The sequence below is a fragment of the Streptococcus sp. 27098_8_70 genome (assembly GCF_041432215.1).
Taxonomy (GTDB): domain Bacteria; phylum Bacillota; class Bacilli; order Lactobacillales; family Streptococcaceae; genus Streptococcus; species Streptococcus oralis_CP.
On record NZ_JAPVZD010000001.1, the window covers coordinates 766,701 to 789,602 of the forward strand.

Below are 22,902 nucleotides of genomic sequence, written 5' to 3' on the forward strand. Positions count from 1 at the left end.
ACCACCCGATTCGTTGGCTTTTTTAGAAAAAAGGGTCAGAAAAGTTAGACTAAATCACAAACCTTGACTAGAGATTCATTTTTTGTTAAAATGTAACAAATCTTATTACATCTAATATAAGATAAATCCATGAAAGGAATTCTACTATGAAATCATTAAAAGGTATTTTATTTATCGGACTTAGTATGCTTCTGACTATCCTAGCTTGGCTCAGTTCAGGTGCTAGTCAGTTTCTAATCCCTGGTTTAGCTCTCACTACCCTCTCACTTACTTTTATACTAGCTAGCCGTTTACCCTTACTTGAAACTTGGTTTAACGGACTTGAAAAAATGTATCTAGCTCATAAATTCACCGCTTTTCTATCCATTCTCCTACTAACCCTACACAACTTTAGCATGGGCGGTCTCTGGGGTTCGCATTTAGCCGCCCAGTTTGGAAATATCGCTATCTATATCTTTATCAGCATCGTTCTGGTTGCCTATCTGGGACAATATATCCAGTATGAAGCATGGAGATGGATTCATCGATTGGTTTATCTAGCCTATATCTTTGGCCTTTTTCATGTTTTGATGATCATGGGAAATCGTCTCCTCTCCTTTAGTTTCCTAGGTCTTATCTTTGGAATCTATGCTCTTTTAGGCTTGCTTGCAGGTTTTTATATTATTTTCCTTTATCAAAAGGTCGGTTTCACCTATCTTGGAAAAATCGTAGGAATCAAACGCCTCAATCACGATACAACTGAAATTGAAATAGAACTCAGTCACCCTTTCACCTACGAATATGGACAATTTGCCTTTCTAAAAATTTTCCAAAAAGGTTTTGAGACTGCTCCACACCCTTTCTCCATCTCTGGAGGGCAAGGACGAACTCTTTATTTTACGATAAAAAACTCTGGTGACCACACCAAGAATATCTATGACAATCTTCAAGTTGGTAGCAAGGTTGCAGTTGATCGCGCCTATGGGCATATGACTATGGAACACGGTCCAAAGCAGCAAATCTGGATTGCAGGTGGAATTGGAATGACACCCTTCATCTCTTATATCCGGGAGCATCCTATCCTAGACAGAAATGTCCGCTTCTACTATAGTTTCCGTGGGGAGGAAAATGCTGTCTACCTAGATCTACTTCGTGACTACGCCCGTCAAAATGCTAACTTTGACCTTCAGCTGGTCGATAGCAATGAAAAAGGATACCTGACTTTGGATCAAGAAGAAATCCCTGACCAGTCTACTGTTTATATGTGTGGACCTCTTCCTATGATGAAGGCCCTTGCCAAGCAAATCAAGAAAAAGAATCCCAAAGCAAAACTCATTTACGAAGGTTTCAAGTTTAAATAAGATTATTGTCCCTCTAACACAAAAGAGAGACTTTCTTTTCACTTTATTTCTCTCTTCTATGCTATACTTAGTTTAGTACATTCTTTGAGATTGGAGCCAGTATGAAAATCCATAAAACCGTGAATCCCGTTGCCTATGAAAACACTTATTACCTGGAAGGAGATCAACACCTGATTGTGGTTGACCCAGGTAGCCATTGGGAAGCTATCCGCAAGACTATCGAAAAAATCAACAAACCAGTCTGTGCGATTCTCCTGACCCACACCCACTACGACCATATTATGAGTCTGGACTTGGTTCGTGAAACTTTTGGAAATCCTCCAGTTTATGTAGCAGAGAGTGAAGCTAGCTGGCTTTACACTCCAGTCGATAATCTCTCTGGTCTCCCTCGTCATGATGATCTGGCAGATGTGGTCGCAAAACCAGCAGAACACACCTTTGTCTTTCACGAGGAATACCAGCTTGAGGAATTTCGTTTTACAGTTCTACCAACCCCAGGGCACTCTATCGGCGGTGTTTCTATCGTCTTTCCTGATGCTCATCTAGTCTTGACGGGAGATGCTCTTTTCCGAGAAACCATCGGACGGACAGACCTTCCTACAGGTAGCACGGAACAACTCCTCCATAGCATTCAGACGCAACTCTTCACTCTTCCTAACTACGATGTCTATCCTGGACATGGTCCAGCTACGACTATCGCTCACGAAAAGACTTTTAATCCCTTTTTTTAGAAAACAAAAAACCAAGGATAACATCCTTGGTTTTTGTCTTACCAAATAATCACACGGTCTTCTGGTGAACGCCACATGCCGTCGCCTTCTTTGACATCATAGGTTGTAAAGAAGTCATCGAAGTTTGGTACTTGAACGTTGACACGGAGTTTGGCAGGCGCGTGCACATCGACACTGGCCATGAGTTTCATCAACTCAGGACGGCCTTTCATGCGCCAGATACGAGCAAAGTTGTGGAAAAATTCTTCAACTGAGAAGTCTGGTTCTCTCTTAGCAGCTTCAAGGGCTGCAGCAATTCCGCCCAAGTCAGCAACGTTTTCTGATACAGTTAGTTTTCCGTTGATTCTTGCTCCGTAAGATTCTTGGCCATCAAACTGGTCGATAACTTTTTGTGTTTTTTCTTTAAAGGCAGCATAGTCACTCTCTGTCCACCAATCCTTGAGGCTACCATTTTCATCAAAGGACGCACCATTTGTGTCAAAGGCATGAGAGATTTCATGGGCAATAACAGCACCAATACCACCGTAGTTGGCAGAAGACGACTGATGCAAATCATAGAATGGAGCCTGTAAAATGGCAGCTGGGAAGACAATCAAGTTCTTCTGAGGATTGTAGTAGGCATTGACCATATGAGCTGGCATGCCCCATTCCTTGTAATCAACAGGCTGATTCCACTTGCTCCAGCTGTGCTTGATTTCCACACGCGCAAAGGCTAGGGCATTCTCAAAGAGACTGACAGTTTCGTCCACTACCTTGTCCTTATAGCGTTCTGGCAATTCCTCTGGATAACCGATATAAGGCTTGATGACATTGAGTTTGACAATGGCCTTATCTCGTGTTTCAGGCGTGAGCCAGTCGTTCTTAGCCAAACGTTCCTTATAAACGTCAATCATAGTCGCCACTTTTTTCTCTACGTCTGCCTTAGCTTCTGGAGAGAATTTTTCATGCGCATACCAGAGACCAAGGGCTTGCTTAAAGGGACCTTGGGCCAAGTGATAGGCTGCCTTGACCTTATCCTGAGCTTCTGGCACACCTGAAAGGGCACGACCATAAGCACCTGACAAGACACGAATCTCGTCTGTGAGATAGCTTGTTGAGAGATTGACCACACCCAAAATCAAGGTTGCTTTAAATAGAGGCCACGCTTCTTCACTATAAAACTGATCTGCTGCTTGCCAAAAACGTTCCTCGTCTACGATAACCTTATCTGGAGTTTGTCCAATTACTGCTTGGAAGAAGTCATCTAGAGGTAGTGCAGGGGCAAACTTTTTGAAATCTTCATAAGCGTATGGATGATAGAGTTTGGCATATTCTGAACTTTCTTCGTTTGAAAGAACCACTGCTGCGATACGACGGTCCAATTCCAATCGTTTCTCTAAAAGATCTTCGATTTCTTCATCTGAGAAGTTATAGGCTTTGAGGAGATTAGAAGTACTTTCTTTCCAAAGATTCAATAATTCCTCACGCTGAGGATGGTCTTCGGCATAGTAGGTTGTATCAGGCAAGATAGTTCCTGGAGCACTAGCCCAGAGAACATTGGTTCTAGCATCCATAAAGTCTGGTGATACGCCAAATGGAAGGAAATTTGGTTTGCCAGCTAATTCAAATGCTGCTAATTTGCTGGTAAAATCCGCAAAACTCTCCAAATCTTGGTATTCCTTGAGCAGAGGAAGAACAGGTTTGATCCCATCAGCTTCTCTCTTATCAAAATCACGTACCATACGATGGTACTTAACAAAGTTTGCGAGGATAGCGTCCTCTGGAACATCTTCCCCTTCCAACCACTTGTCCGTAGTTGCCAGCATTAACTCTTCAATCTCCTCATCAAGGTCAATAAAGCCACCTGTTCGAGATTTATCAGCTGGAATGACAGCTGTCTTTTCCCATTCGCCATTGATTGCATCATAAAAATCGTCTTGATAACGTGTCATCTTGTTCTCGCTTTCATTTTTTCACTTATTCTTAGCTTAGCAAAAAACACTTGGGAATGCAATTAAAAATGGTCTCTCTTTTTTCTTCATTTTTCAGTTATTATTTTAAATTTTTTAAAAATTAACTTGACTTAATTTTTTTTTTAAGGTATATTAAAAGACAGGAGGAAAATAACTGTATGATACGTATCGAAAACCTCAGTGTCTCCTACAAAGAAACGTTGGCACTAAAGGATATTTCACTAGTGCTCCAAGGACCAACTATTACCGGAATTATTGGTCCAAACGGTGCTGGAAAATCAACTTTATTAAAAAGTATGTTGGGAATTATCCCACACGAAGGCCAGGCCTTTCTCGATGACAAAGAAGTCAAGAAATCTTTACATCGAGTTGCCTATGTCGAGCAAAAAATCCATATCGACTACAATTTCCCTATCAAGGTCAAGGAATGTGTCTCACTGGGACTCTATCCATCTATCCCGCTCTTCCACACTTTAAAGGCCAGCCACTGGAAAAAAGTGGCGGATGCACTTGAAATCGTTGGACTCTCAGACTATGCTGATCGCCAAATCAGTCAGCTCTCTGGAGGACAATTCCAACGTGTTTTGATTGCCCGCTGCTTAGTGCAGGAAGCTGACTACATCTTTTTAGATGAGCCTTTTGTCGGGATTGACTCGATCAGTGAAGAGATTATCATGAATACACTGAGAGACCTTAAAAAAGCTGGTAAAACAGTTCTCATCGTCCATCATGACCTCAGCAAAGTCCCTCATTATTTCGACCAAGTTATGCTTCTCAATCGAGAATTGGTTGCTATTGGTTCAACTGAAGAAACCTTTACCGAAGTCAATCTCAAAAAAGCTTATGGTAGTAAGCTCTTCTTTAATGGAGGTGACCTATGATAGTAGAATTTATCGATGGATTGCAACATTTCCATTTCCTACAAAATGCCTTGATCACAGCTATAGTCATCGGGGTGGTTGCTGGAGCCGTGGGATGTTTTATCATCTTACGTGGAATGTCTCTCATGGGGGATGCCATCTCTCACGCAGTTTTGCCCGGCGTAGCCCTTTCCTTTATCCTGGGAATTGATTTCTTTATTGGAGCGATCATCTTTGGCTTGATGGCTTCCATCATCATTACCTACATCAAGGGGAACTCTATCATCAAGAGTGACACTGCCATTGGTATTACCTTTTCATCTTTCTTAGCCTTAGGTGTCATCTTGATTAGTGTTGCCAAGAGTTCGACAGACCTCTTCCATATCCTTTTTGGGAATATCCTCGCTGTCCAAGATACGGACATGTGGATCACCATTGGTGTGGGGGCATTGATTCTCTTGATTATCGGGATTTTCTTTAAACAACTATTGATTACATCCTTTGACGAGCTTTTGGCTAAAGCCATGGGAATGCCTGTTAATTTCTATCACTACCTCCTCATGGTACTCTTGACCCTTGTGTCAGTCACTGCCATGCAAAGTGTTGGAACGATTCTTATCGTGGCCATGTTGATCACCCCAGCTGCGACGGCTTACCTTTATGCGAATAGCCTAAAGAGCATGATTTTTCTTTCATCAACCCTAGGGGCAACCGCTTCTGTTTTGGGACTCTTTATCGGCTATAGCTTCAACCTCGCAGCAGGATCCAGCATCGTGCTCACATCTGCCAGCTTCTTCTTAATCAGTTTCTTTATCTCTCCAAAGCAACGATACTTGAAACTAAAAAATAAAAAAATCAATAAATAAGGGGAAACCCTTCTGGAGGAATCTAATGAAAAAATTAGGTACATTGCTCGTTCTTTTTCTTTCTATCATTGGATTAGCTGCCTGTGCTAGTGGGAAAAAAGATACAGCATCTACAAACCAAAAACTAAAGGTTGTAGCGACTAACTCTATCATTGCTGATATTACTAAAAATATCGCTGGTGACAAGATTGATCTTCATAGTATCGTTCCTGTTGGTCAAGACCCACACGAGTACGAACCACTTCCTGAAGACGTAAAGAAAACTTCTGAGGCTGACCTCATTTTCTATAACGGTATCAACCTTGAAACAGGTGGCAATGCTTGGTTTACCAAATTGGTCGAAAATGCCAAGAAAACTGAAAACAAAGACTACTATGCAGTTAGTGACGGCGTAGATATCATCTACCTTGAAGGTCAAAACGAGAAAGGCAAAGAAGACCCACACGCTTGGCTCAACCTTGAAAATGGGATAATTTATGCTAAAAATATCGCTAAACAGTTGATTGCAAAAGACCCTAGCAACAAGGAATTCTACGAAAAAAATCTCAAAGACTATACTGAAAAGCTAGACAAACTGGACAAGGAAGCCAAAGAGAAATTTAACAATATCCCTGCTGAGAAAAAACTCATTGTAACCAGCGAAGGATGCTTCAAATACTTCTCTAAAGCTTACGGAGTTCCAAGTGCCTACATCTGGGAAATCAACACGGAAGAAGAAGGTACTCCGGAACAAATCAAGACCTTGGTTGAAAAACTTCGCCAAACAAAAGTTCCATCACTCTTTGTTGAATCAAGTGTCGATGACCGTCCAATGAAGACTGTTTCACAAGACACAAATATCCCAATTTACGCACAAATCTTTACTGACTCAATCGCTGAAGAAGGTAAAGAAGGTGACAGCTACTACAACATGATGAAATACAACCTTGACAAGATTGCTGAAGGTTTGTCAAAATAATCCATTAAAAACGTCATTCTCACCGAATTGGCGTTTTTTTACACTTTCCGGTCAAATCATTGGAAAAATCTGATAATTCTCGGTAAAATGAAAGAAAAAAGAATGGAGTAGTTTCATGACCACTTTTCTCGGAAATCCTGTAACTTTTACAGGTAAACAACTGCAAGTCGGAGACAAGGCACTTGACTTTTCTCTTACAACAACCGATCTCTCTAAAAAAACGCTAGCTGACTTTGATGGAAAGAAAAAAGTCTTGAGTGTTGTCCCTTCTATCGATACTGGTGTCTGCTCAACGCAAACACGTCGCTTCAACCAAGAACTTGCCAACCTTGACAACACCGTCGTTCTTACCGTTTCTATGGACCTACCATTTGCCCAAGGACGCTGGTGCGGGGCTGAAGGTCTTGACAATGCTATCATGCTTTCAGACTACTTCGACCATTCTTTCGGACGCGATTATGCCCTCTTGATCAACGAATGGCATTTCCTTGCACGTGCCGTCTTTGTTCTCGATACTGACAATGTCATCCGTTATGTAGAATACGTTGACAATATCAACACGGAACCAGACTTTGAAGCTGCTATTGCTGCAGTGAAAGAACTGGACTAAAATCAAAGCCATTAGGGCAGAAAGCTAGAGAAATCTAGCTTTTTTTGGTATACTAGATGGAGAGAATGAACAAGAGGAAACGAATGACTCCAAATAAAGAAGATTATTTAAAATGTATTTATGAAATCGGTACGGAGATGCAAAAAATCACCAACAAAGAGATTGCTGCCCGTATGCAGGTCTCTCCGCCTGCTGTAACAGAGATGATCAAACGCATGAAAAGTGAAAATCTCATCCTCAAGGATAAGGAGAATGGCTATCTATTGACAGATATTGGCCTCAAACTGGTTTCTGAGCTCTATCGCAAACACCGGTTGATTGAGGTCTTTCTAGTTCACCATCTCGACTATACCAGTGACCAGATCCACGAAGAAGCTGAGGTCCTAGAGCACACTGTCTCTGACCTATTTGTAAAGAGACTGGATAAACTACTGGGCTTCCCTAAAACCTGTCCCCACGGTGGAACCATACCAGCCGAGGGAGAACTCTTGGTTGAAATCAATAACCTGCCACTAGCGGCCGTCCAGGAAGCTGGAACCTATCTCCTGACTCGCGTTCATGATAGCTTTGAACTACTCAAATATCTAGAAAAGCACGCAATTCATATCGGTGACCAACTCCAAGTCAAGCAGTTTGATGGCTTTTCCAATAGCTTTACTCTGGTCAACAAAGACGAAGACCTCCAAGTTAGTATGGATATCGCCAAACAACTCTATGTCGAAAAAATCAACTAAGCCCTTATTCTTGAAAGAAATTCCTTTCAGGGATTTTTTATTATTTTAGTTGTAAGTTCCATTCGTTTGATGTAGAATGAAGCTAGATAAAAGAGGGAGGTCTTCCTATGAAAAAGCTCTTTAGAATCCATTTTGCAGCCATTGTAGTCAGCGATTTGCTACTGTTGGTAACTTTCAGACCCCGATACGAACTTTCTTTGGAGAGAGGCCTGATTTTTTGCTTCATTTTCATCCTTGCTCAAGGACTACTGCTATTTCGCTTGGTCAATCGACTCAAAAAACAGTTCTCTGAGATTTATCCTCAGATGAACAAAAAAATTCGCTTCTACTATTTAGGAGTGCTCATCAGCGATTTTCTATTATTTGTCTTTTTAGCCATCACTGACCCTCAATATTTCTACTCTCTTACTCCAGTCTTTACTTCCTGTCATTCTACTTTATATTATATGACGGCTAGCCACCTAAGAGAAAACTATCCCGACTTTTACAACAAACACATCGCCTTCTGGGAGTGTCTATAAACAAAAACCAAGCCAACTGGGCTTGGTTTTCTTATCTATTTTTAGTATCAAGAATGATGGTAACTGGCCCATCATTTACCAGCTCCACCTGCATATCCGCTCCAAAGATGCCTGTCTGAACAGGTACTTCCTGAGCTAGCTTTTGGTTTAAAGCCTCATAGAAGGCAGCTGCTATATCCGGCTTGGCTGCACCTGTAAAGGCTGGGCGATTGCCTTTCTTGGTATCCGCAAAGAGGGTAAACTGAGAAATAGAAAGGAATTCCCCTTCAATATCCTTGACAGACAGATTCATCTTGCCTTCTGCATCAGAAAAAATCCGCATGTTGACAAGCTTTCTCACAGAATAGTCCAAATCTTCCTCTTGGTCCTCTGGGCCAACACCGACCAGCAATAAGAGACCCTGATTGATTTTTCCCTCTACCTGACCTTCAATACTCACTTGGGCTTTTTTAACCCGTTGGATAATGATTTTCATAATAGCCTTTCTAGTAAGAGCTAGGACAATTAGCCATTAGTCCGTTTAACAGAGTAAACCTCTGGCACACTCTTAATCTTATCCACGACTGTGGTCAGTGTAGAGAGGTTGGAAATACCAAAGGAGACATGGATATTAGCAAATTTCATATCCTTAGTTGGCTGAGCATTAACGGTTGAGATATTCTTGGTCGTGTTTGAGAGAACTTGTAAAACATCATTTAAGAGCCCTGTACGGTTGAGACCATAGATATCGATGTGGGCAGTGTATTCCTTGCTTGAGAATTGATCTTCCCACTCCACATCAAGGAGACGTTGCTCGTAGTTTTCTTGGGCACGGAGATTCATACAGTCCACACGGTGAATAGCCACACCGCGTCCCTTAGTAATGTAACCGACAATGTCGTCACCCGGAACTGGATTGCAACACTTGGCAATCCGAACGAGGAGTCCTGAGGCACCTTCAATCACCACACCACCCTCATGCTTGACCTTGAGGGTTTCTTTATTTTCAACCTTAACTTCGCCACCTTTGACAAGCTCTTCTGCTTCCGCCTTGGCCTTGGCGCGTTCTTCCTCACGACGTTCCTTTTCGGTCAAGCGGTTAAAGACCGTAATAGCGCCAATTTCTCCAAAACCAATGGCTGCGTAGAGAGCCTCTTCTGTCTTGTAGCTGGTCTTTTGAAGGACCTCGTCCATGTGACGCTTGTCCATGAACTTATTGGCTACATAGCCGTTTTCTTGGAACTGGGCCATCAACATTTCACGGCCCTTGTTAACGGATAATTCCTTGTCTTGATTTTTAAAGAACTGACGAATCTTGTTGCGCGCCTTGCTGGTCTTGACCATGTTGAGCCAGTCACGACTCGGACCAAAGGAGTTGGGGTTGGTGATAATTTCAACCTGATCCCCTGTCTTGAGCTTGGTTGTCAGTGGAACCATACGGCCATTGACCTTGGCACCTGTCGCTTTTTCACCGACTTTGGTATGGATTTCATAGGCAAAGTCAATCGGTCCTGAATCTTTTGGAAGGGAGCGAACCGCACCGTCTGGAGTAAAGACGTAAATCTCCTCCGCCAGATAGTTTTCTTTAACAGAGTCCACAAATTCCTTGGCATCATCAGCCTGGTCTTGGAGCTCCATCATCTCCTTTATCCAGTTCATTCCAATAGCTGATTCCTTGCTGTTGACCTGCCCTTTAATGCCTTTCTTATAAGCCCAGTGAGCCGCAACCCCGTACTCAGCCACCTCATGCATTTCCTTAGTCCGAATCTGGAATTCAATCGGCCCTTTTGGTCCATAGACAGTCGTATGGATAGACTGGTAACCGTTGGCCTTGCGATTGGCGATATAGTCTTTGAAGCGACCTGGCATAGGTTTCCAAAGTTCATGCACATAACCCAGCATGGCGTAAACATCACTCTGGGTATCTAAGATACAGCGAATGGCAATCAGGTCATAAATTTCCTCAAAGCGTTTCTTCTTATCCTGCATCTTGCGAAAGATCGAATAGATATGCTTAGGACGACCATAGATTTTCCCTTTGAGATTGCGTTCGGAAGTGTACTCCTCTAACTTTGTCACGACTTCATCGACCAAAGCCTCTCGCTCTCTGCGTTTTTCTTTCATCATGTGGGTAATCTTGTAAAACTCAGTTGGATTGAGGTAACGGAAAGATAGATCTTCCAACTCCCACTTGACACTGGAAATCCCTAGACGATGAGCAAGTGGTGCGTAAATTTCCATGGTTTCTCTGGAGATCCGTTCCTGCTTGTCCTTTCGCAGGTGTTTGAGAGTCCGCATATTATGCAAACGGTCCGATAATTTAACCAAGATAACACGGATATCCTCAGACATGGCCATAAGCATCTTGCGGTGATTTTCAGCCAATTGTTCCTCAAGTGATTTGTACTCAACCTTACCAAGCTTGGTCACCCCATCAACGATAATCCGAACATCATGACCGAACTCTCTTTCCAAATCATCCAGTGTCGCATCTGTGTCTTCAACCACGTCATGCAAAAAACCACAGGCAACGGTTACGGCATCCAGCTTGAGCTTAGCCAGAATCCCTGCTACCTGAATGGGATGGATAATATAGGGCTCACCTGATTTCCGAAACTGCCCACTATGACAATCAACTGCGTAAATCAATGCTTTTTGTACAAAAGCAACGTCTTCCTTTGTTAAATATTCTCTCGTTAAAGCGACTACCTGATCGCCCGTCAAATTCACTTCTTTCGGCATCTATACTCTCCAATTCTTCCTACCATTTTATCACTTTTTTAAGAATATTAAAACTAGAAAAGCCTGTTTTCATGCCGAGCCTGTGCATTTAAAAGAAAAAACACTGCAAGAGAAACTCTGCAGTGCTTTGCTATTCTATTTATCTTAGTAGACTGTTTTTTCAGTTTCTACATCAAAGAAGTGTGCTTTGTTCAAGTCAAATCCAAGTTCAACTGTTGCACCCGTTTGCAAGTAGTCACGAGCATCCACTTTGGCAACAAACTCATCTTTACCAACTTGGCAGTAAAGGTGAGATTCTGAACCAAGCAATTCTGATACAGAGATGGTTGCTTTAACCACTGATTCTGGGAATGTTTCAAGGAAAGCAGGTTCTGCATTCACATCTTCTGGACGAATACCGAAGATCAAGTCTTTTCCTTCGTAGCCTTTGTCACGAAGAACTTTCAAAGCACCTTCTGGCACTTTCAAGCGGAAACCGTCAGAAACAATTTCGCTACCAACCAATTTCACATTGATGAAGTTCATAGCTGGGCTTCCGATAAATCCTGCTACAAATTTGTTAACTGGGTTTTTGTAAACTTCTTGAGGTGTACCGATTTGTTCAACACGTCCGATAGTACCTGTACCAGCAGGGTTCTTAGTTGCTGACATGATAACGATACGGTCTGCAAGTGTCATCGCTTCTGTTTGGTCGTGGGTTACGTAGATAGTTGTAGCTCCGATACGACGGTGGATTTTCGCAATTTCAGCACGCATAGATACACGAAGTTTGGCATCCAAGTTTGACAAAGGTTCGTCCATCAAGAACACTTTTGCATCACGGACGATGGCACGACCCATGGCAACACGTTGACGTTGACCACCTGAAAGGTCAGCAGGTTTACGATCCAAGAATTCTTTCAAACCAAGGATTGCTGCTGCTTCTTGAACACGTTTGTCGATGTCTTCTTTGCTGTACTTACGCAATTTCAAACCAAAAGCCATGTTGTCATACACAGTCATGTGTGGGTAAAGAGCGTAGTTTTGGAATACCATGGCGATGTCACGGTCTTTTGGAGCTACGTCGTTGACAACCACGCCATCGATAGATGCAGTACCTTCTGTAATGTCTTCAAGACCAGCAATCATACGAAGAGTTGTTGATTTACCACATCCTGAAGGACCTACGAAAACGATAAATTCCTTGTCTTTGATGTCCAAGTTGAAGTCTTCAACTGAGTAGTGTTCGCTGTTTGGATATTTTTTGTAAATGTTTTTAAGATTTAATTCTACCATGGAAGGTGAACTCCTTTTGTCTTTTGATAGTTTTATTATAGATGAAAACGCTTTATTTTTCTATGGCAAGGTGACCAAAAAAATAAAAAAGTTCTGTGCAACTTGCACAAAACTTTAAAGAATATCTGGTAAAATCAACTGATAACAAAGAGTGAGATCCGTCAACTCCTTCAACTGAAGTCCTGTTAACTCTTCCCATCTATCAATCTTGTATTGGAGAGAGTTGCGGTGCAGATAGAGTTGCTGGGCTGTTTTAGTCAGAACAGCACTGTTTTCCCAGAGAGAAAGGATAATTTCCTGAATCTGGTCTTGATCCAAGATCATCTGGTGCAGGCATTCCTTGGTTACCTTCAGGTCCACTAGTCTTTCTCCCATACTCCATAGATAGAGTTGTGAAAAGGTGTGTACACCTTGGTGACCCTGACGCCACCAAGTCTTAAACAAATCTCGCTCCGCTTTGATTAAGTCTGATAGGGCTTGAGGGCCTGTCTGAGGCCAAACCTGGCCTAACATGATCGACAGACGAAGACCAAAGTCATACTCAACCGCTTCAATCGTATCAGATAAGATTGAGCGAACAGAGGTGTACTTATCTTGTTGAAGCACAAACACATAATCCTGAGCCCCGACCTGCAATACTGTCTGGCAGTTGGGAAAAAGAGTCCGCATCATGTCTAGCCAAGAGGATAGATTTTCCTGTTGGAAATAGGAAAGATGGCAATAAACCAGCTGAATCTTTTTGAAAGTTTGTGGTGCCTGCCCCTTCCCCTCAATCAGATAGGGATACCAAGGATTGAGCGAACGAGCCTGCTCTTGCTGGGTCAAAAGGGCAACCAGCTGCTTTTCACGCTCGCTGAGCCCAGCTTCCTCCAGTAAAATCCACTGCTTAGAAGCTAAAGGGAGAGTGAGATAGCCCGGTTTCTCTACTGGCTGATCTGAAATCTGAGCTTCAGGAAACCAGTCTTGTAATTCCTTTGCAATCATATTCTAGCCCTCCACTTTTTGGATGCACCAAGAAATTATGGTCTCTAGACGCTCCAGATTTTCAGTCAGATGGAGATAGCCCATGACTGCTTCAAAACCTGTAGACATGCGGTAAGTCACCACATCAGCATTTTTAGCCTTTGTGTGGCTATTGGTATTGCGACCACGTTTGTAGATTTCTTCTTCTTTTTCCGTCAGGACTTGCTCTTCCAACATGAGGGCAATCAAGCGAGCCTGAGCCTTGGCTGACACATACTTAGTCGCCTCTTGGTGGAGTTTATTGGGTTTGGTCATTCCTTTAAGGATGAGATGGCGACGGATATACATGGAGTAAACTGCATCTCCCTCAAAAGCTAGGGCAATCCCGTTAATGAGATTGACATCAATCACGTGTCCACCTCACTCCATCCTTGGTGTCAAGGAGCTTAATTCCTTGAGCCGCTAATTGATCACGGATTTGGTCTGCTGTCGCAAAGTCACGATTGGCACGCGCTTCTTGACGTTTTTGGATTAAGGCTTCAATGTCTGCATCCAAAACTTCCTCAACAAAGACAATCCCAAAGACTTCCAACATAGCCGCAAGAGCTTCCTTAACACTTGCATCATAGTTGCCGGAGTTTATCCATTTGGCCATTTCAAAGACAACTGTGATACCATTGGCAGCGTTAAAGTCCTCATCCATGGCTGCAACAAACTTATCTTTAAAGACTTTCAACTCTTGAGCATCTACATTTCCAGTAAATGGTTGCTCGTAAGTGTTCTTCAGATACTTGAGATTAGTCTCTGCATCCCGCACTGCTTTTTCTGTAAAGTTGATAGGCTTGCGGTAATGCTGAGTGGCAAAGAAGAAACGAAGCACTTGGCCATCGATGGTTTTGAGGGCATCGTGTACCGTAATGAAGTTGCCCAAAGACTTGGACATCTTGACATTGTCGATATTGACAAAGCCATTGTGCATCCAGTAGTTGGCAAAAGTCTTGCCTGTTTTTGCTTCTGACTGGGCAATTTCATTGGTATGATGCGGAAACTCCAGATCGGCTCCCCCACCGTGAATATCAATAGTATCACCTAGAATCTCTGTCGACATGACCGAACACTCGATATGCCAGCCCGGACGACCAGGTCCCCAAGGACTGTCCCAAGAAATCTCGCCTGGTTTTGCAGCTTTCCAAAGAGCAAAGTCTACAGGATTTTCCTTGCGAGCCGTTTCTTCATCGGTACGACCTGAAGCACCCAGCTCCAAATCTTCCAAGGTTTTATTGGCCAACTTAGCATAGTTATGTGATTTTTCTACACGGAAATAGACATCCCCTTGACTCTCATAAGCATAACCTTTTTCAATCAAGTCTTCCACAAAGCGGATGATGTCAGCCATAAACTCCACCACACGCGGATGGCGAGTCGCAGGTTTGACGCCCAAGGCTGTCACATCCTCACGAAAGGCAGCGATGTACTTGTCCGCAACCTCCTGAGGCGTGATACCTTCTTCCTTGGCACGGTTGATAATCTTATCATCCACATCTGTGAAATTGGAAATATAGGCAACCTCATACCCACGGTACTCAAAATAACGGCGAATGGTATCAAAAGCCACCGTCGATCGGGCATTCCCTACGTGGATATAGTTGTATACCGTTGGCCCACAGACATACATGCGAACCTTTCCTTCTTCGATTGGGACAAATTCTCGCAAATCACGAGACATGGTGTCGTAAATTTTAATCATGCGGTCCACTCCCTTCTCTATTTCTGACTTTTTCGGCTGAAAACCAGCTCTGCAAATGGGCCAAATTGTCTGAGGCTATCCAGTTGGTAAAAGCGCTGCCCTTCCTCTTGGGTAAAGAGGGGAACCCCCTTTCCTAGGATAAGGGGCGCTATCTGAATAACGAGGTGGTCGAAAAGATCCGCATCCAAGAGCGGTCCTACCAAGGAATTACCACCAATCACAAAGACATTTTTGCCTTTGTCAATCTGCTGAACAAAGTCCACCACATCCCCAGCTACTGGCTGGTAATTGCTGACAGGCAGGTGCCTATCATGCGTAAAGACATAGTTTTCCGTAGCTTGATATAAACTTTCTACATCTTGTAAATCTTGGATTTCCTCAAAGGTCCGCTTGCCCATGATGGTGATATCCATTTGCCTGTAAAAATCATCATAGCCTGTATCCTCTACAGAACCAAGCTGATGCAGCCAGTCTATCCTGTGCTGGCTGTCTGCTAAGTAGCCATCCATGGTGATACAGCCGTAAAAATATACTGCCATTCTTGTAGTTACCTTTCTAGTTCCTTTGCTATTGTCAAAGCGATAGTGAAAAAAGTCATGGCATCAGCTGTCCGATCTTCATGGCGGGCATCCCAGGTTCGGTTATGATGATCCACATAGTCAGCTGTATAGAAGAACTGATAGACTTTACTCTTACAAAATTGACTCCAAGCCATGATAGCTGAAACTTCCATGTCCACCACTTGGGCTCCAGCAGCCAAGCGACGCTTGACCTTATCAGGCGTTTCTCGATAAAAGGCATTACTACTCTCTACAACCCCGACGATCTGTGACTGGCTTCTCTAGCCTGCTCTAGTTTATTGACGTAGTACTCACGTTTTTCTTCGACTTCGTGGATCGTTGGTTCATCCTTCTGTCCATGAACTCGGACGATCTTAGCCGGAATACCGACAACTGTCACATCACTAGGTACGTCTGCCACGACTACTGCAGCAGCACCGACTTTGGCATTTTCACCGATTTCTACCGGTCCGATGACTTGGGCATGGGCTGATATGAGAGCTCCTTTACGCACAGTCGGATGGCGTTTGCCAACATCCTTCCCTGTCCCACCAAGTGTTACTCCGTGATAGAGAAGAACACCTTTTTCAACAATCGCCGTCTCTCCAATCACCAGACCTGAACCATGGTCGATAAAGACACCTGATTCTATCTGAGCCCCCGGATGGATCTCAATCTGAGTCCAGAAGCGCCAAAACTGACTGTGCATACGAGCCAAGAGTTTAAAGCCATGCTTCCAGAGAAAATGCGAGAGACGGTGGGCAGCCAAGGCCTTAACACCTGGATAGGTCAGCAAGACTTCCAAGGTAGTGCGAGCCGCTGGATCATTTTCTTTTACGATATCAATGGTTTCACGCCACCATCCCATACATTTCTCCTTTCTTATTCTGAGTCTTTTGGTGTTTCTGTAGTTTCTTTCTTAGGTTTGTGGTCCTTGTGGTGGTGACGAGGACGATCGCCATGACGATGACCTTTATCCCCTTTTTCTTCTGAACGTTCAGGTTTTGGCGGACGTGGCAAGAGTGCCTTCATAGAAGCATCTACACGACCTTTTTCATCGATCTTAATAACCTTTACATCTACAAAATCACCAATTTGAACTAAATCTTCGACATTATTGGTACGCGTCCAAGCCATTTCCGAAATGTGAACGAGGGCGTCTGTCTTGTCAAAGAGGTTGACAAAGGCACCGAATTTCTCGATACGAACAACCTTGGCATGGTAAACTTCATCTACTTTAGCCTCACGAACCAAGCCAGCAATGATTTCTTTGGCACGGTTAATAGCGGCTTGGTCGCTAGAGTAGATAGAAACATTACCTTCTTCGTCGATATCAATCTTAACGCCTGTCTCAGCGATAATCTTGTCGATGGTTTCTCCACCTTTACCGATGACAATCTTGATTTTGTCGACATCAATCTTGATGGTGTCAATTTTTGGAGCAGTTGGAGCCAATTCTGGACGCACTTCTGGAATAGTAGCTTCGATCACATCAAGGATTTCAAAACGCGCTTTCTTGGCTTGGGCAAGGGCCTCAGTCAAGATTTCTGCAGTAATCCCTTGGATCTTGATATCCATTTGAAGGGCTGTAATCCCGCCACGAGTACCGGCAACCTTAAAGTCCATGTCTCCAAAGTGGTCTTCCAATCCTTGGATATCTGTCAATACTGTATAGTTATTTCCATCTGAGATGAGACCCATGGCAATACCAGCTACTGGCGCCTTGATTGGCACACCACCAGCCATAAGGGCAAGCGTTCCCGCACAGATAGAAGCTTGAGAAGAAGAACCGTTTGATTCTAAGACTTCTGCTACCAAGCGGATCGCGTATGGAAATTCTTCCAAACTTGGCAAGACTTGAGCAAGGGCACGCTCACCAAGAGCACCGTGACCAATTTCACGACGACCTGGTGCACCATAACGACCAGTTTCCCCTACAGAGTATTGAGGGAAGTTATAGTGGTGCATGAAGCGTTTCTTGTACTCTGGGTCCAAACCATCGATGATTTGCGTTTCGCCCATCGGAGCCAATGTCAAGACTGAAAGGGCTTGAGTTTGCCCACGAGTGAAGAGACCTGAACCGTGCACACGAGGAAGGAAATCGACAACTGCATCCAAAGAACGGATTTCATCGACTTTACGGCCGTCAGGACGAACCTTGTCTTCTGTGATCAAACGGCGTACTTCAGCGTGTTCCATTTGTTCCAAGATTTCAGCCACATCACGCATGATTCGTTCAAATTCTTCATGGTCTGCATATTTTTCTTCGTAAACTGCGGTCACTTGATCTTTCACTGCTTGAGTTGCAGCTTCACGAGCCAATTTTTCTTCTACTTGGACCGCTTTTTGGAGGTCGCTGTTGTAGGTTGCAATGATTTCAGCCTGCAAGTTCGCATCCACATGAAGCAATTCCACTTCTGCTTTTTCCTTACCGACCGCAGCAACGATTTCTTCTTGGAAGGCAATCAATTCTTTAACAGCTTCGTGTCCTTTCAGAAGGGCTTCCAACATGATTTCTTCTGACAATTCTTTGGCACCAGACTCAACCATGTTGATAGCGTGTTTGGTCCCAGCTACTGTCAATTCAAGAAGCGATTGCTCTGCCTGTTCTTGAGTAGGGTTGATAATGATTTGACCATCTACATAACCCACTTGTACCCCAGCGATTGGTCCGTCAAACGGGATGTCTGAAATAGAAAGTGCCAAGGATGAACCAAACATAGCTGCCATTGGTGCAGATGCATTTTCATCGTAAGAAAGAACTGTGTTGATGACTTGGACTTCATTACGGAACCCCTCCGCAAACATAGGACGGATTGGACGGTCAATCAAACGCGCTGTCAAAGTCGCATCTGTTGAAGGACGTCCTTCACGTTTCATAAAGCCACCAGGAAACTTCCCAGCCGCATACATTTTTTCTTCGTAGTTGACTTGAAGAGGGAAGAAATCCCCAGTTGCCATCTTCTTAGACATAACGGCCGCAGTCAAGACAGTTGACTCACCGTAACGCACAACAACCGAGCCATTTGCTTGCTTAGCAACCTGACCAGTCTCTACAATTAACTCACGACCAGCAAAAGTCGTTTGAAACACTTGTTTTGTCATTTTAATCCCCTTTGGATTGATGAAATTATACGCCTTGCCTACAAAGATCAAGATACTAAGCCGTTAAGCAACTCAAAGGAAAATAGGAAATCGAACGACGGAGCGACTGCTCCTAGGTAGATTTATCTTTTTCCACAGAGTTGTAGGCGTGTTCAATTAATCAAGATATTTTGGACGGTTCGGTTTGCCGAACATTTCTATAGAAAAATAGGAAGGTGACGCCACACTCGATGAGTGCTAGGAAGCTTATCTTTTTTCCTAAGAAATGAGACCAAAATTCAATTAAGAATTTTTTTGATATTTCACTGACACAGTGCGGACGGGAGCAACTTCCTTCGGAATTTCATCCCTAATTTTTAAGCCTGAAGTCTCAAAAATTCCGTCCTAGAAAATAACAGAGTTATTCTCTAGGATACCACTATAGCGTGAAATATCTTTTAACACTCACTTCGTTCGTATTTATTATAGAACCAATTATCAGATTTCGATTAAAAATTAATCAACTATTAAAAAATCCTTAATACCCTAAATACCCTCATCTTTGTATCAAGTACGTACAGAGTCTATTTTATCATATTTTTCTTAAAAAGTGCGGGCTTTTCTATTAAAAAGGAACCATTCCCCTCACCTGAGAAGAATGGTTTGCTTTTTATTATCCTAAAGACTGATGGTTAAACAAGGCATGGGTTGCTTGGTGGATATATTTTGCTGTTTCAGCATTGTTCATGGTGTAAAGATGCACACCTGCGACATCCTGGGTTACCAAGTCCACGATTTGATCCACTGCATAGGCAAGTCCTGCTGCTCTGAGCGACTCAGGGTCATGCTCATACTTGTCTAAGATAGCCTTAAATTTGCGTGGAAGATGGATATTCTCACAAGTCTTCAAGAGACGAAGCGCTTGATTACGGTTAAGAATAGGCATGATACCCGCATGAATAGGAACATCAATCCCTGCCAAGGTACACTTGTCTTGGAAATCGTAGAAGCGCTCATTGTCAAAGAAAAGTTGCGTTACAAGGCTTGAACAGCCTGCATCCACTTTCTTCTTGAGATTTTGAATATCTGAGATCTGGTTTGGCGAGTCAGGATGCCCTTCAGGATAACAAGCGCCAATAATATCAAAGTGAGAGGCTTGTTCCTTGATGAACTCGATCAAATCCGTTGCGTAGCGGAAATCCTTTTGTGGTTCCACATCAGGGATAATGTCCCCACGCAAGGCCAAGATTTTCTGTACCCCAACCTTATCCAAGTCTGCAATGGTTTCAGCAACCTTGTCCTTAGTCAGATAGATGGCTGGCAAGTGGGCAATAGTTGGAATCGCCAAATCATTCTGGATAAAGTCAGCCAAACGAACCGTTGTTTCCTTGATATTAAATTTATTATTGCTAGCAGTCACACTGATAAAGTGCGGTGTCAGCTCCCGCATATCCTGCAAGGCTGAAATAATTTTATCATTACCCACAGCTGGGTTTGGAGGGAACACTTCAAATGAAAGTGACGGAGTTTGGCGTGACATAGTCATTATCCTTTTCTTTTTGATTTCATGATTGCTGAGCCAGCTAGGGCCAAGCAGTTCCTTGATCAGTCAGTGTCAAGAGAGAAATCTTATCTTACAATTTCTCACGCGCAGCTTTTGCTGCTTCGACAAGGCGGATCAAGCTTTCTTTTGTTTCTGGAATACCACGTGTTTTCAAACCACAGTCAGGGTTGATCCAAACTTTCTTGCTTGGTACTTTGGCAAGGATAGCTTCGATGGTGTGGTCGATTTCGCCTTCATTTGGCACACGAGGTGAGTGGATATCGTAAACCCCAGGTCCCACTTCTGTTTGGAAGTTTTTCGCTTTGAGTTCGTCCAAGATTTCAAGGTTTGAACGGCTTGCTTCAAAGGAAATAACGTCCGCATCCATGTTGTCGATAGCTGGGATGATATCTGTAAATTCTGAGTAACACATGTGAGTGTGGATTTGTGTATCTGGCGCTACTGTTGAGTGTACCAAGCGGAAGGCTGGAATAGCCCAGTCAAGGTAGTCTTCGTACCAGTCGCTACGACGGAGTGGCAATTTCTCACGAAGAGCAGCCTCGTCGATTTGGATGATTTTCACACCTGCAGCTTCAAGGTCAAGAACTTCATCCTTAATAGCAAGGGCGATTTGAAGAGTTGAGTCCTTGATAGAGATGTCTTCACGTGGGAATGACCAGTTAAGGATGGTAACAGGTCCTGTCAACATACCTTTAACAGGTTTATCAGTACGGCTTTGTGCGTAGCTAGACCATTTGACAGTGATTGGGTTGAGACGAGTGACATCACCCCAGATGATTGGTGGTTTCACCCCACGCATACCGTATGATTGTACCCAACCATTCTTAGAGAAGAGGTAACCTGACAAGTTTTGACCGAAGTACTCAACCATGTCGTTACGCTCGAACTCACCGTGTACAAGCACGTCAAATCCAACTTCTTCTTGCCATTTGATCCATTCGTCGATAGTTTCAGCAAGGAAGGCATCGTATTCTTCTTGTGACAATTCACCTTTACGGTAAGCCAAACGTTTGGCACGAACTTCCTTAGTTTGAGGGAATGAACCGATGGTTGTTGTTGGAAGTGCTGGAAGTTTAAAGGCTTCTTCTTGGATAGCTTCACGTTCTGCAAAGGCTGGCAAACGAGTGTAGTCTGCATCTGTCAATCCGGCAATACGGGCACGAAGTTCAGTATTTTCACCCACACGCTCAGTCGCAAAGAGTTCTTTATTAGCTGCAAGAGCTTCTGCACCTTGACCATTGCGGATAGCATCCAAATCACGAATCTCATCCAATTTTTCAACTGCAAAAGCAAAGTGGTTCAAGATAGCTGGCTCAAATTCTTCATTAGCAGTTGTAAATGGCACATGAAGAAGTGAGCATGAGCTAGTCAAAACGATATTTTCAGCTGGGATTTGCTCAAGAACAGCCAAGCTCTTTTCGTAGTTGTTGCGCCAGATGTTCTTACCATTGACAATACCTGCATAGAGAGTCTTGTCAGCTGGGAAGCCACCTTTAACAAGTTCAAGAGTTTTCTTACCTTCAACGAAGTCCAAACCAATGGCATCAACTGGCAAGTTTACAAGATCAGAGTAGACGTCACGAACGTCACCGAAGTAAGTTTGAAGCAAGACTTCAAGACCTTTTTTGTCAGCCAAGAGTTTGTTGTAGAGGTTCAAGAAGAGTGCTTTTTCTTCTTCTGTCAAGTCTTTAACAAGAGCAGCTTCGTCCAATTGGATACGAGCCGCACCAAGTTCAGCCAATTTAGCAAAAACTTCTTGGTATGCAGCCACTAAGCTATCTACAAAGTCTTCTGCTTTCACGCCTTCTTCAAAGTCAGACAATTGAAGGAAAGTGAATGGTCCTACAAGGACTGGACGAGTGTTCAATCCAAGTTCTTTTGCTTCTTGGAACTCATCAAAGATCTTGTGACCAGCCAATTTAACTTGAGTGTCTTTTTCAAATTTAGGCACGATGTAGTGGTAGTTGGTGTTGAACCATTTCTTCATCGGAAGGGCACGCACGTCTCCTTTTTCTCCTTGGTAACCACGCGCCAAAGCAAAGTAACGCTCAAGGTCTGACAATTCCAAGTTTTGAACAGAAGCTGGCACCACGTTGAAGAGGAAAGCCGCGTCTAGGAAGTTGTCATAGTGAGAAAAGTCGTTTGATGGGATTTCAGTGATGCCTTTTTCTTTGACAATGTTCCAGTGTTTAGCACGCAATTCTTTAGCCACAGCCAAGAGTTCTTCTTCTGAGATTTCTTTTCTAAAGTATTTTTCAGTTGTAAATTTTAATTCGCGGAATTCGCCCAAACGAGGGAAACCGATGATCGTAGTTGACATGATGTGTCCTCCAAAATTTGTTGTTGAAACTATCTTAACAGAAAAGAAACTGTCTGTATAATTGTAAATAATTAGGCTTTGATATAGTTTGAAACT

The 22,902-nt window shown here is 43.2% G+C and carries 20 protein-coding genes and 2 pseudogenes; 9 read left to right on the plus strand and 13 right to left on the minus strand.

What is annotated here, in order from left to right; all coding sequences use genetic code 11:
• Window positions 1-146: 146 nt before the first annotated feature.
• Both O3655_RS03685 and O3655_RS03690 read left to right on the plus strand, forming a co-directional pair.
• Complete coding sequence (locus O3655_RS03685) at window positions 147-1,340, plus strand: oxidoreductase (RefSeq protein WP_371641173.1); 1,194 nt, start codon at window positions 147-149, stop codon at window positions 1,338-1,340.
• Between the two features lie 101 nt (window positions 1,341-1,441).
• Complete coding sequence (locus O3655_RS03690; RefSeq protein WP_044021192.1) at window positions 1,442-2,071, plus strand: MBL fold metallo-hydrolase; 630 nt, start codon at window positions 1,442-1,444, stop codon at window positions 2,069-2,071.
• 38 nt (window positions 2,072-2,109) lie between these two features.
• Here the strand turns inward: O3655_RS03690 and O3655_RS03695 are convergent, their stop codons facing one another.
• A complete protein-coding gene (locus tag O3655_RS03695; protein WP_044021193.1) occupies window positions 2,110-4,002 on the minus strand; it encodes a M13 family metallopeptidase in 1,893 nt (630 codons plus the stop codon).
• Between the two features lie 179 nt (window positions 4,003-4,181).
• On the opposite strand from O3655_RS03695, the gene O3655_RS03700 reads away from it, so the two are divergent.
• From O3655_RS03700 to O3655_RS03725, 6 genes are all read left to right on the plus strand, one after another.
• Window positions 4,182-4,904 carry a metal ABC transporter ATP-binding protein gene (locus O3655_RS03700; RefSeq protein ID WP_044021194.1) on the plus strand — a complete coding sequence of 241 codons (723 nt, stop codon included), beginning with the start codon at window positions 4,182-4,184 and terminating at the stop codon, window positions 4,902-4,904.
• Window positions 4,901-5,749: a metal ABC transporter permease gene (locus O3655_RS03705; RefSeq protein WP_000634601.1), complete on the plus strand. Its 849-nt coding sequence runs from the start codon at window positions 4,901-4,903 to the stop codon at window positions 5,747-5,749. Before O3655_RS03700 ends, O3655_RS03705 begins: the two co-directional genes overlap by 4 nt.
• 25 nt (window positions 5,750-5,774) lie before the next feature.
• Entirely contained in the window at window positions 5,775-6,707 is a 933-nt protein-coding gene (locus O3655_RS03710; RefSeq protein WP_000733064.1) for a metal ABC transporter substrate-binding protein, read from the plus strand.
• A gap of 115 nt (window positions 6,708-6,822) precedes the next feature.
• Entirely contained in the window at window positions 6,823-7,317 is a 495-nt protein-coding gene (gene tpx, locus O3655_RS03715) for a thiol peroxidase (RefSeq protein ID WP_371641174.1), read from the plus strand.
• 83 nt (window positions 7,318-7,400) lie between these two features.
• Window positions 7,401-8,051 (plus strand): metal-dependent transcriptional regulator, encoded by a 651-nt coding sequence (locus tag O3655_RS03720; RefSeq protein WP_049520901.1) that lies wholly within the window; start codon window positions 7,401-7,403, stop codon window positions 8,049-8,051.
• Window positions 8,052-8,158: 107 nt separating this feature from the next.
• On the plus strand, window positions 8,159-8,572 hold the full coding sequence (locus O3655_RS03725) for a hypothetical protein (RefSeq protein WP_000732787.1): 414 nt from the start codon (window positions 8,159-8,161) through the stop codon (window positions 8,570-8,572).
• Between the two features lie 31 nt (window positions 8,573-8,603).
• Here the strand turns inward: O3655_RS03725 and dtd are convergent, their stop codons facing one another.
• The 10 genes and pseudogenes from dtd to pnp all read right to left on the minus strand — a co-directional run bounded on the left by dtd (window position 8,604) and on the right by pnp (window position 18,943).
• Window positions 8,604-9,047: a D-aminoacyl-tRNA deacylase gene (gene dtd / locus O3655_RS03730; protein ID WP_371641175.1), complete on the minus strand. Its 444-nt coding sequence runs from the start codon at window positions 9,045-9,047 to the stop codon at window positions 8,604-8,606.
• Window positions 9,048-9,076: 29 nt separating this feature from the next.
• Window positions 9,077-11,293 (minus strand): bifunctional (p)ppGpp synthetase/guanosine-3',5'-bis(diphosphate) 3'-pyrophosphohydrolase, encoded by a 2,217-nt coding sequence (locus O3655_RS03735; RefSeq protein WP_371641176.1) that lies wholly within the window; start codon window positions 11,291-11,293, stop codon window positions 9,077-9,079.
• Between the two features lie 144 nt (window positions 11,294-11,437).
• Window positions 11,438-12,568, minus strand: a complete 1,131-nt coding sequence (locus O3655_RS03740; RefSeq protein WP_000229942.1) for an ABC transporter ATP-binding protein — start codon at window positions 12,566-12,568, stop codon at window positions 11,438-11,440.
• 114 nt (window positions 12,569-12,682) lie between these two features.
• Complete coding sequence (locus O3655_RS03745) at window positions 12,683-13,552, minus strand: helix-turn-helix domain-containing protein (protein ID WP_371641177.1); 870 nt, start codon at window positions 13,550-13,552, stop codon at window positions 12,683-12,685.
• Between the two features lie 3 nt (window positions 13,553-13,555).
• Window positions 13,556-13,942 (minus strand): Mini-ribonuclease 3, encoded by a 387-nt coding sequence (locus tag O3655_RS03750; RefSeq protein ID WP_000567909.1) that lies wholly within the window; start codon window positions 13,940-13,942, stop codon window positions 13,556-13,558.
• Window positions 13,935-15,278 carry a cysteine--tRNA ligase gene (gene cysS, locus O3655_RS03755; protein ID WP_308697235.1) on the minus strand — a complete coding sequence of 448 codons (1,344 nt, stop codon included), beginning with the start codon at window positions 15,276-15,278 and terminating at the stop codon, window positions 13,935-13,937. Before cysS ends, O3655_RS03750 begins: the two co-directional genes overlap by 8 nt.
• Before the next feature lie 17 nt (window positions 15,279-15,295).
• Window positions 15,296-15,817 (minus strand): dihydrofolate reductase family protein, encoded by a 522-nt coding sequence (locus O3655_RS03760; protein ID WP_308697234.1) that lies wholly within the window; start codon window positions 15,815-15,817, stop codon window positions 15,296-15,298.
• Window positions 15,818-15,825: 8 nt separating this feature from the next.
• Window positions 15,826-16,086 (minus strand): annotated as a pseudogene (locus O3655_RS03765) (phosphorylase); the annotation flags it as partial.
• A 2-nt stretch (window positions 16,087-16,088) separates the two neighbouring features.
• Complete coding sequence (gene cysE / locus O3655_RS03770) at window positions 16,089-16,706, minus strand: serine O-acetyltransferase (protein ID WP_215804407.1); 618 nt, start codon at window positions 16,704-16,706, stop codon at window positions 16,089-16,091.
• Window positions 16,707-16,720: 14 nt separating this feature from the next.
• On the minus strand, window positions 16,721-18,943 hold the full coding sequence (gene pnp / locus O3655_RS03775) for a polyribonucleotide nucleotidyltransferase (RefSeq protein ID WP_308697233.1): 2,223 nt from the start codon (window positions 18,941-18,943) through the stop codon (window positions 16,721-16,723).
• Window positions 18,944-19,010: 67 nt separating this feature from the next.
• Between pnp and O3655_RS03780 the strand changes: the two are divergent.
• A pseudogene (locus O3655_RS03780) lies at window positions 19,011-19,100 on the plus strand (5-methyltetrahydropteroyltriglutamate--homocysteine methyltransferase); the annotation flags it as partial.
• Between the two features lie 495 nt (window positions 19,101-19,595).
• On the opposite strand, the gene metF reads toward O3655_RS03780, so the two are convergent.
• On the minus strand, window positions 19,596-20,462 hold the full coding sequence (metF, locus tag O3655_RS03785; RefSeq protein WP_371641178.1) for a methylenetetrahydrofolate reductase [NAD(P)H]: 867 nt from the start codon (window positions 20,460-20,462) through the stop codon (window positions 19,596-19,598).
• 94 nt (window positions 20,463-20,556) lie between these two features.
• Complete coding sequence (gene metE / locus O3655_RS03790) at window positions 20,557-22,806, minus strand: 5-methyltetrahydropteroyltriglutamate--homocysteine S-methyltransferase (RefSeq protein ID WP_371641179.1); 2,250 nt, start codon at window positions 22,804-22,806, stop codon at window positions 20,557-20,559.
• Window positions 22,807-22,902 lie beyond the last annotated feature (96 nt).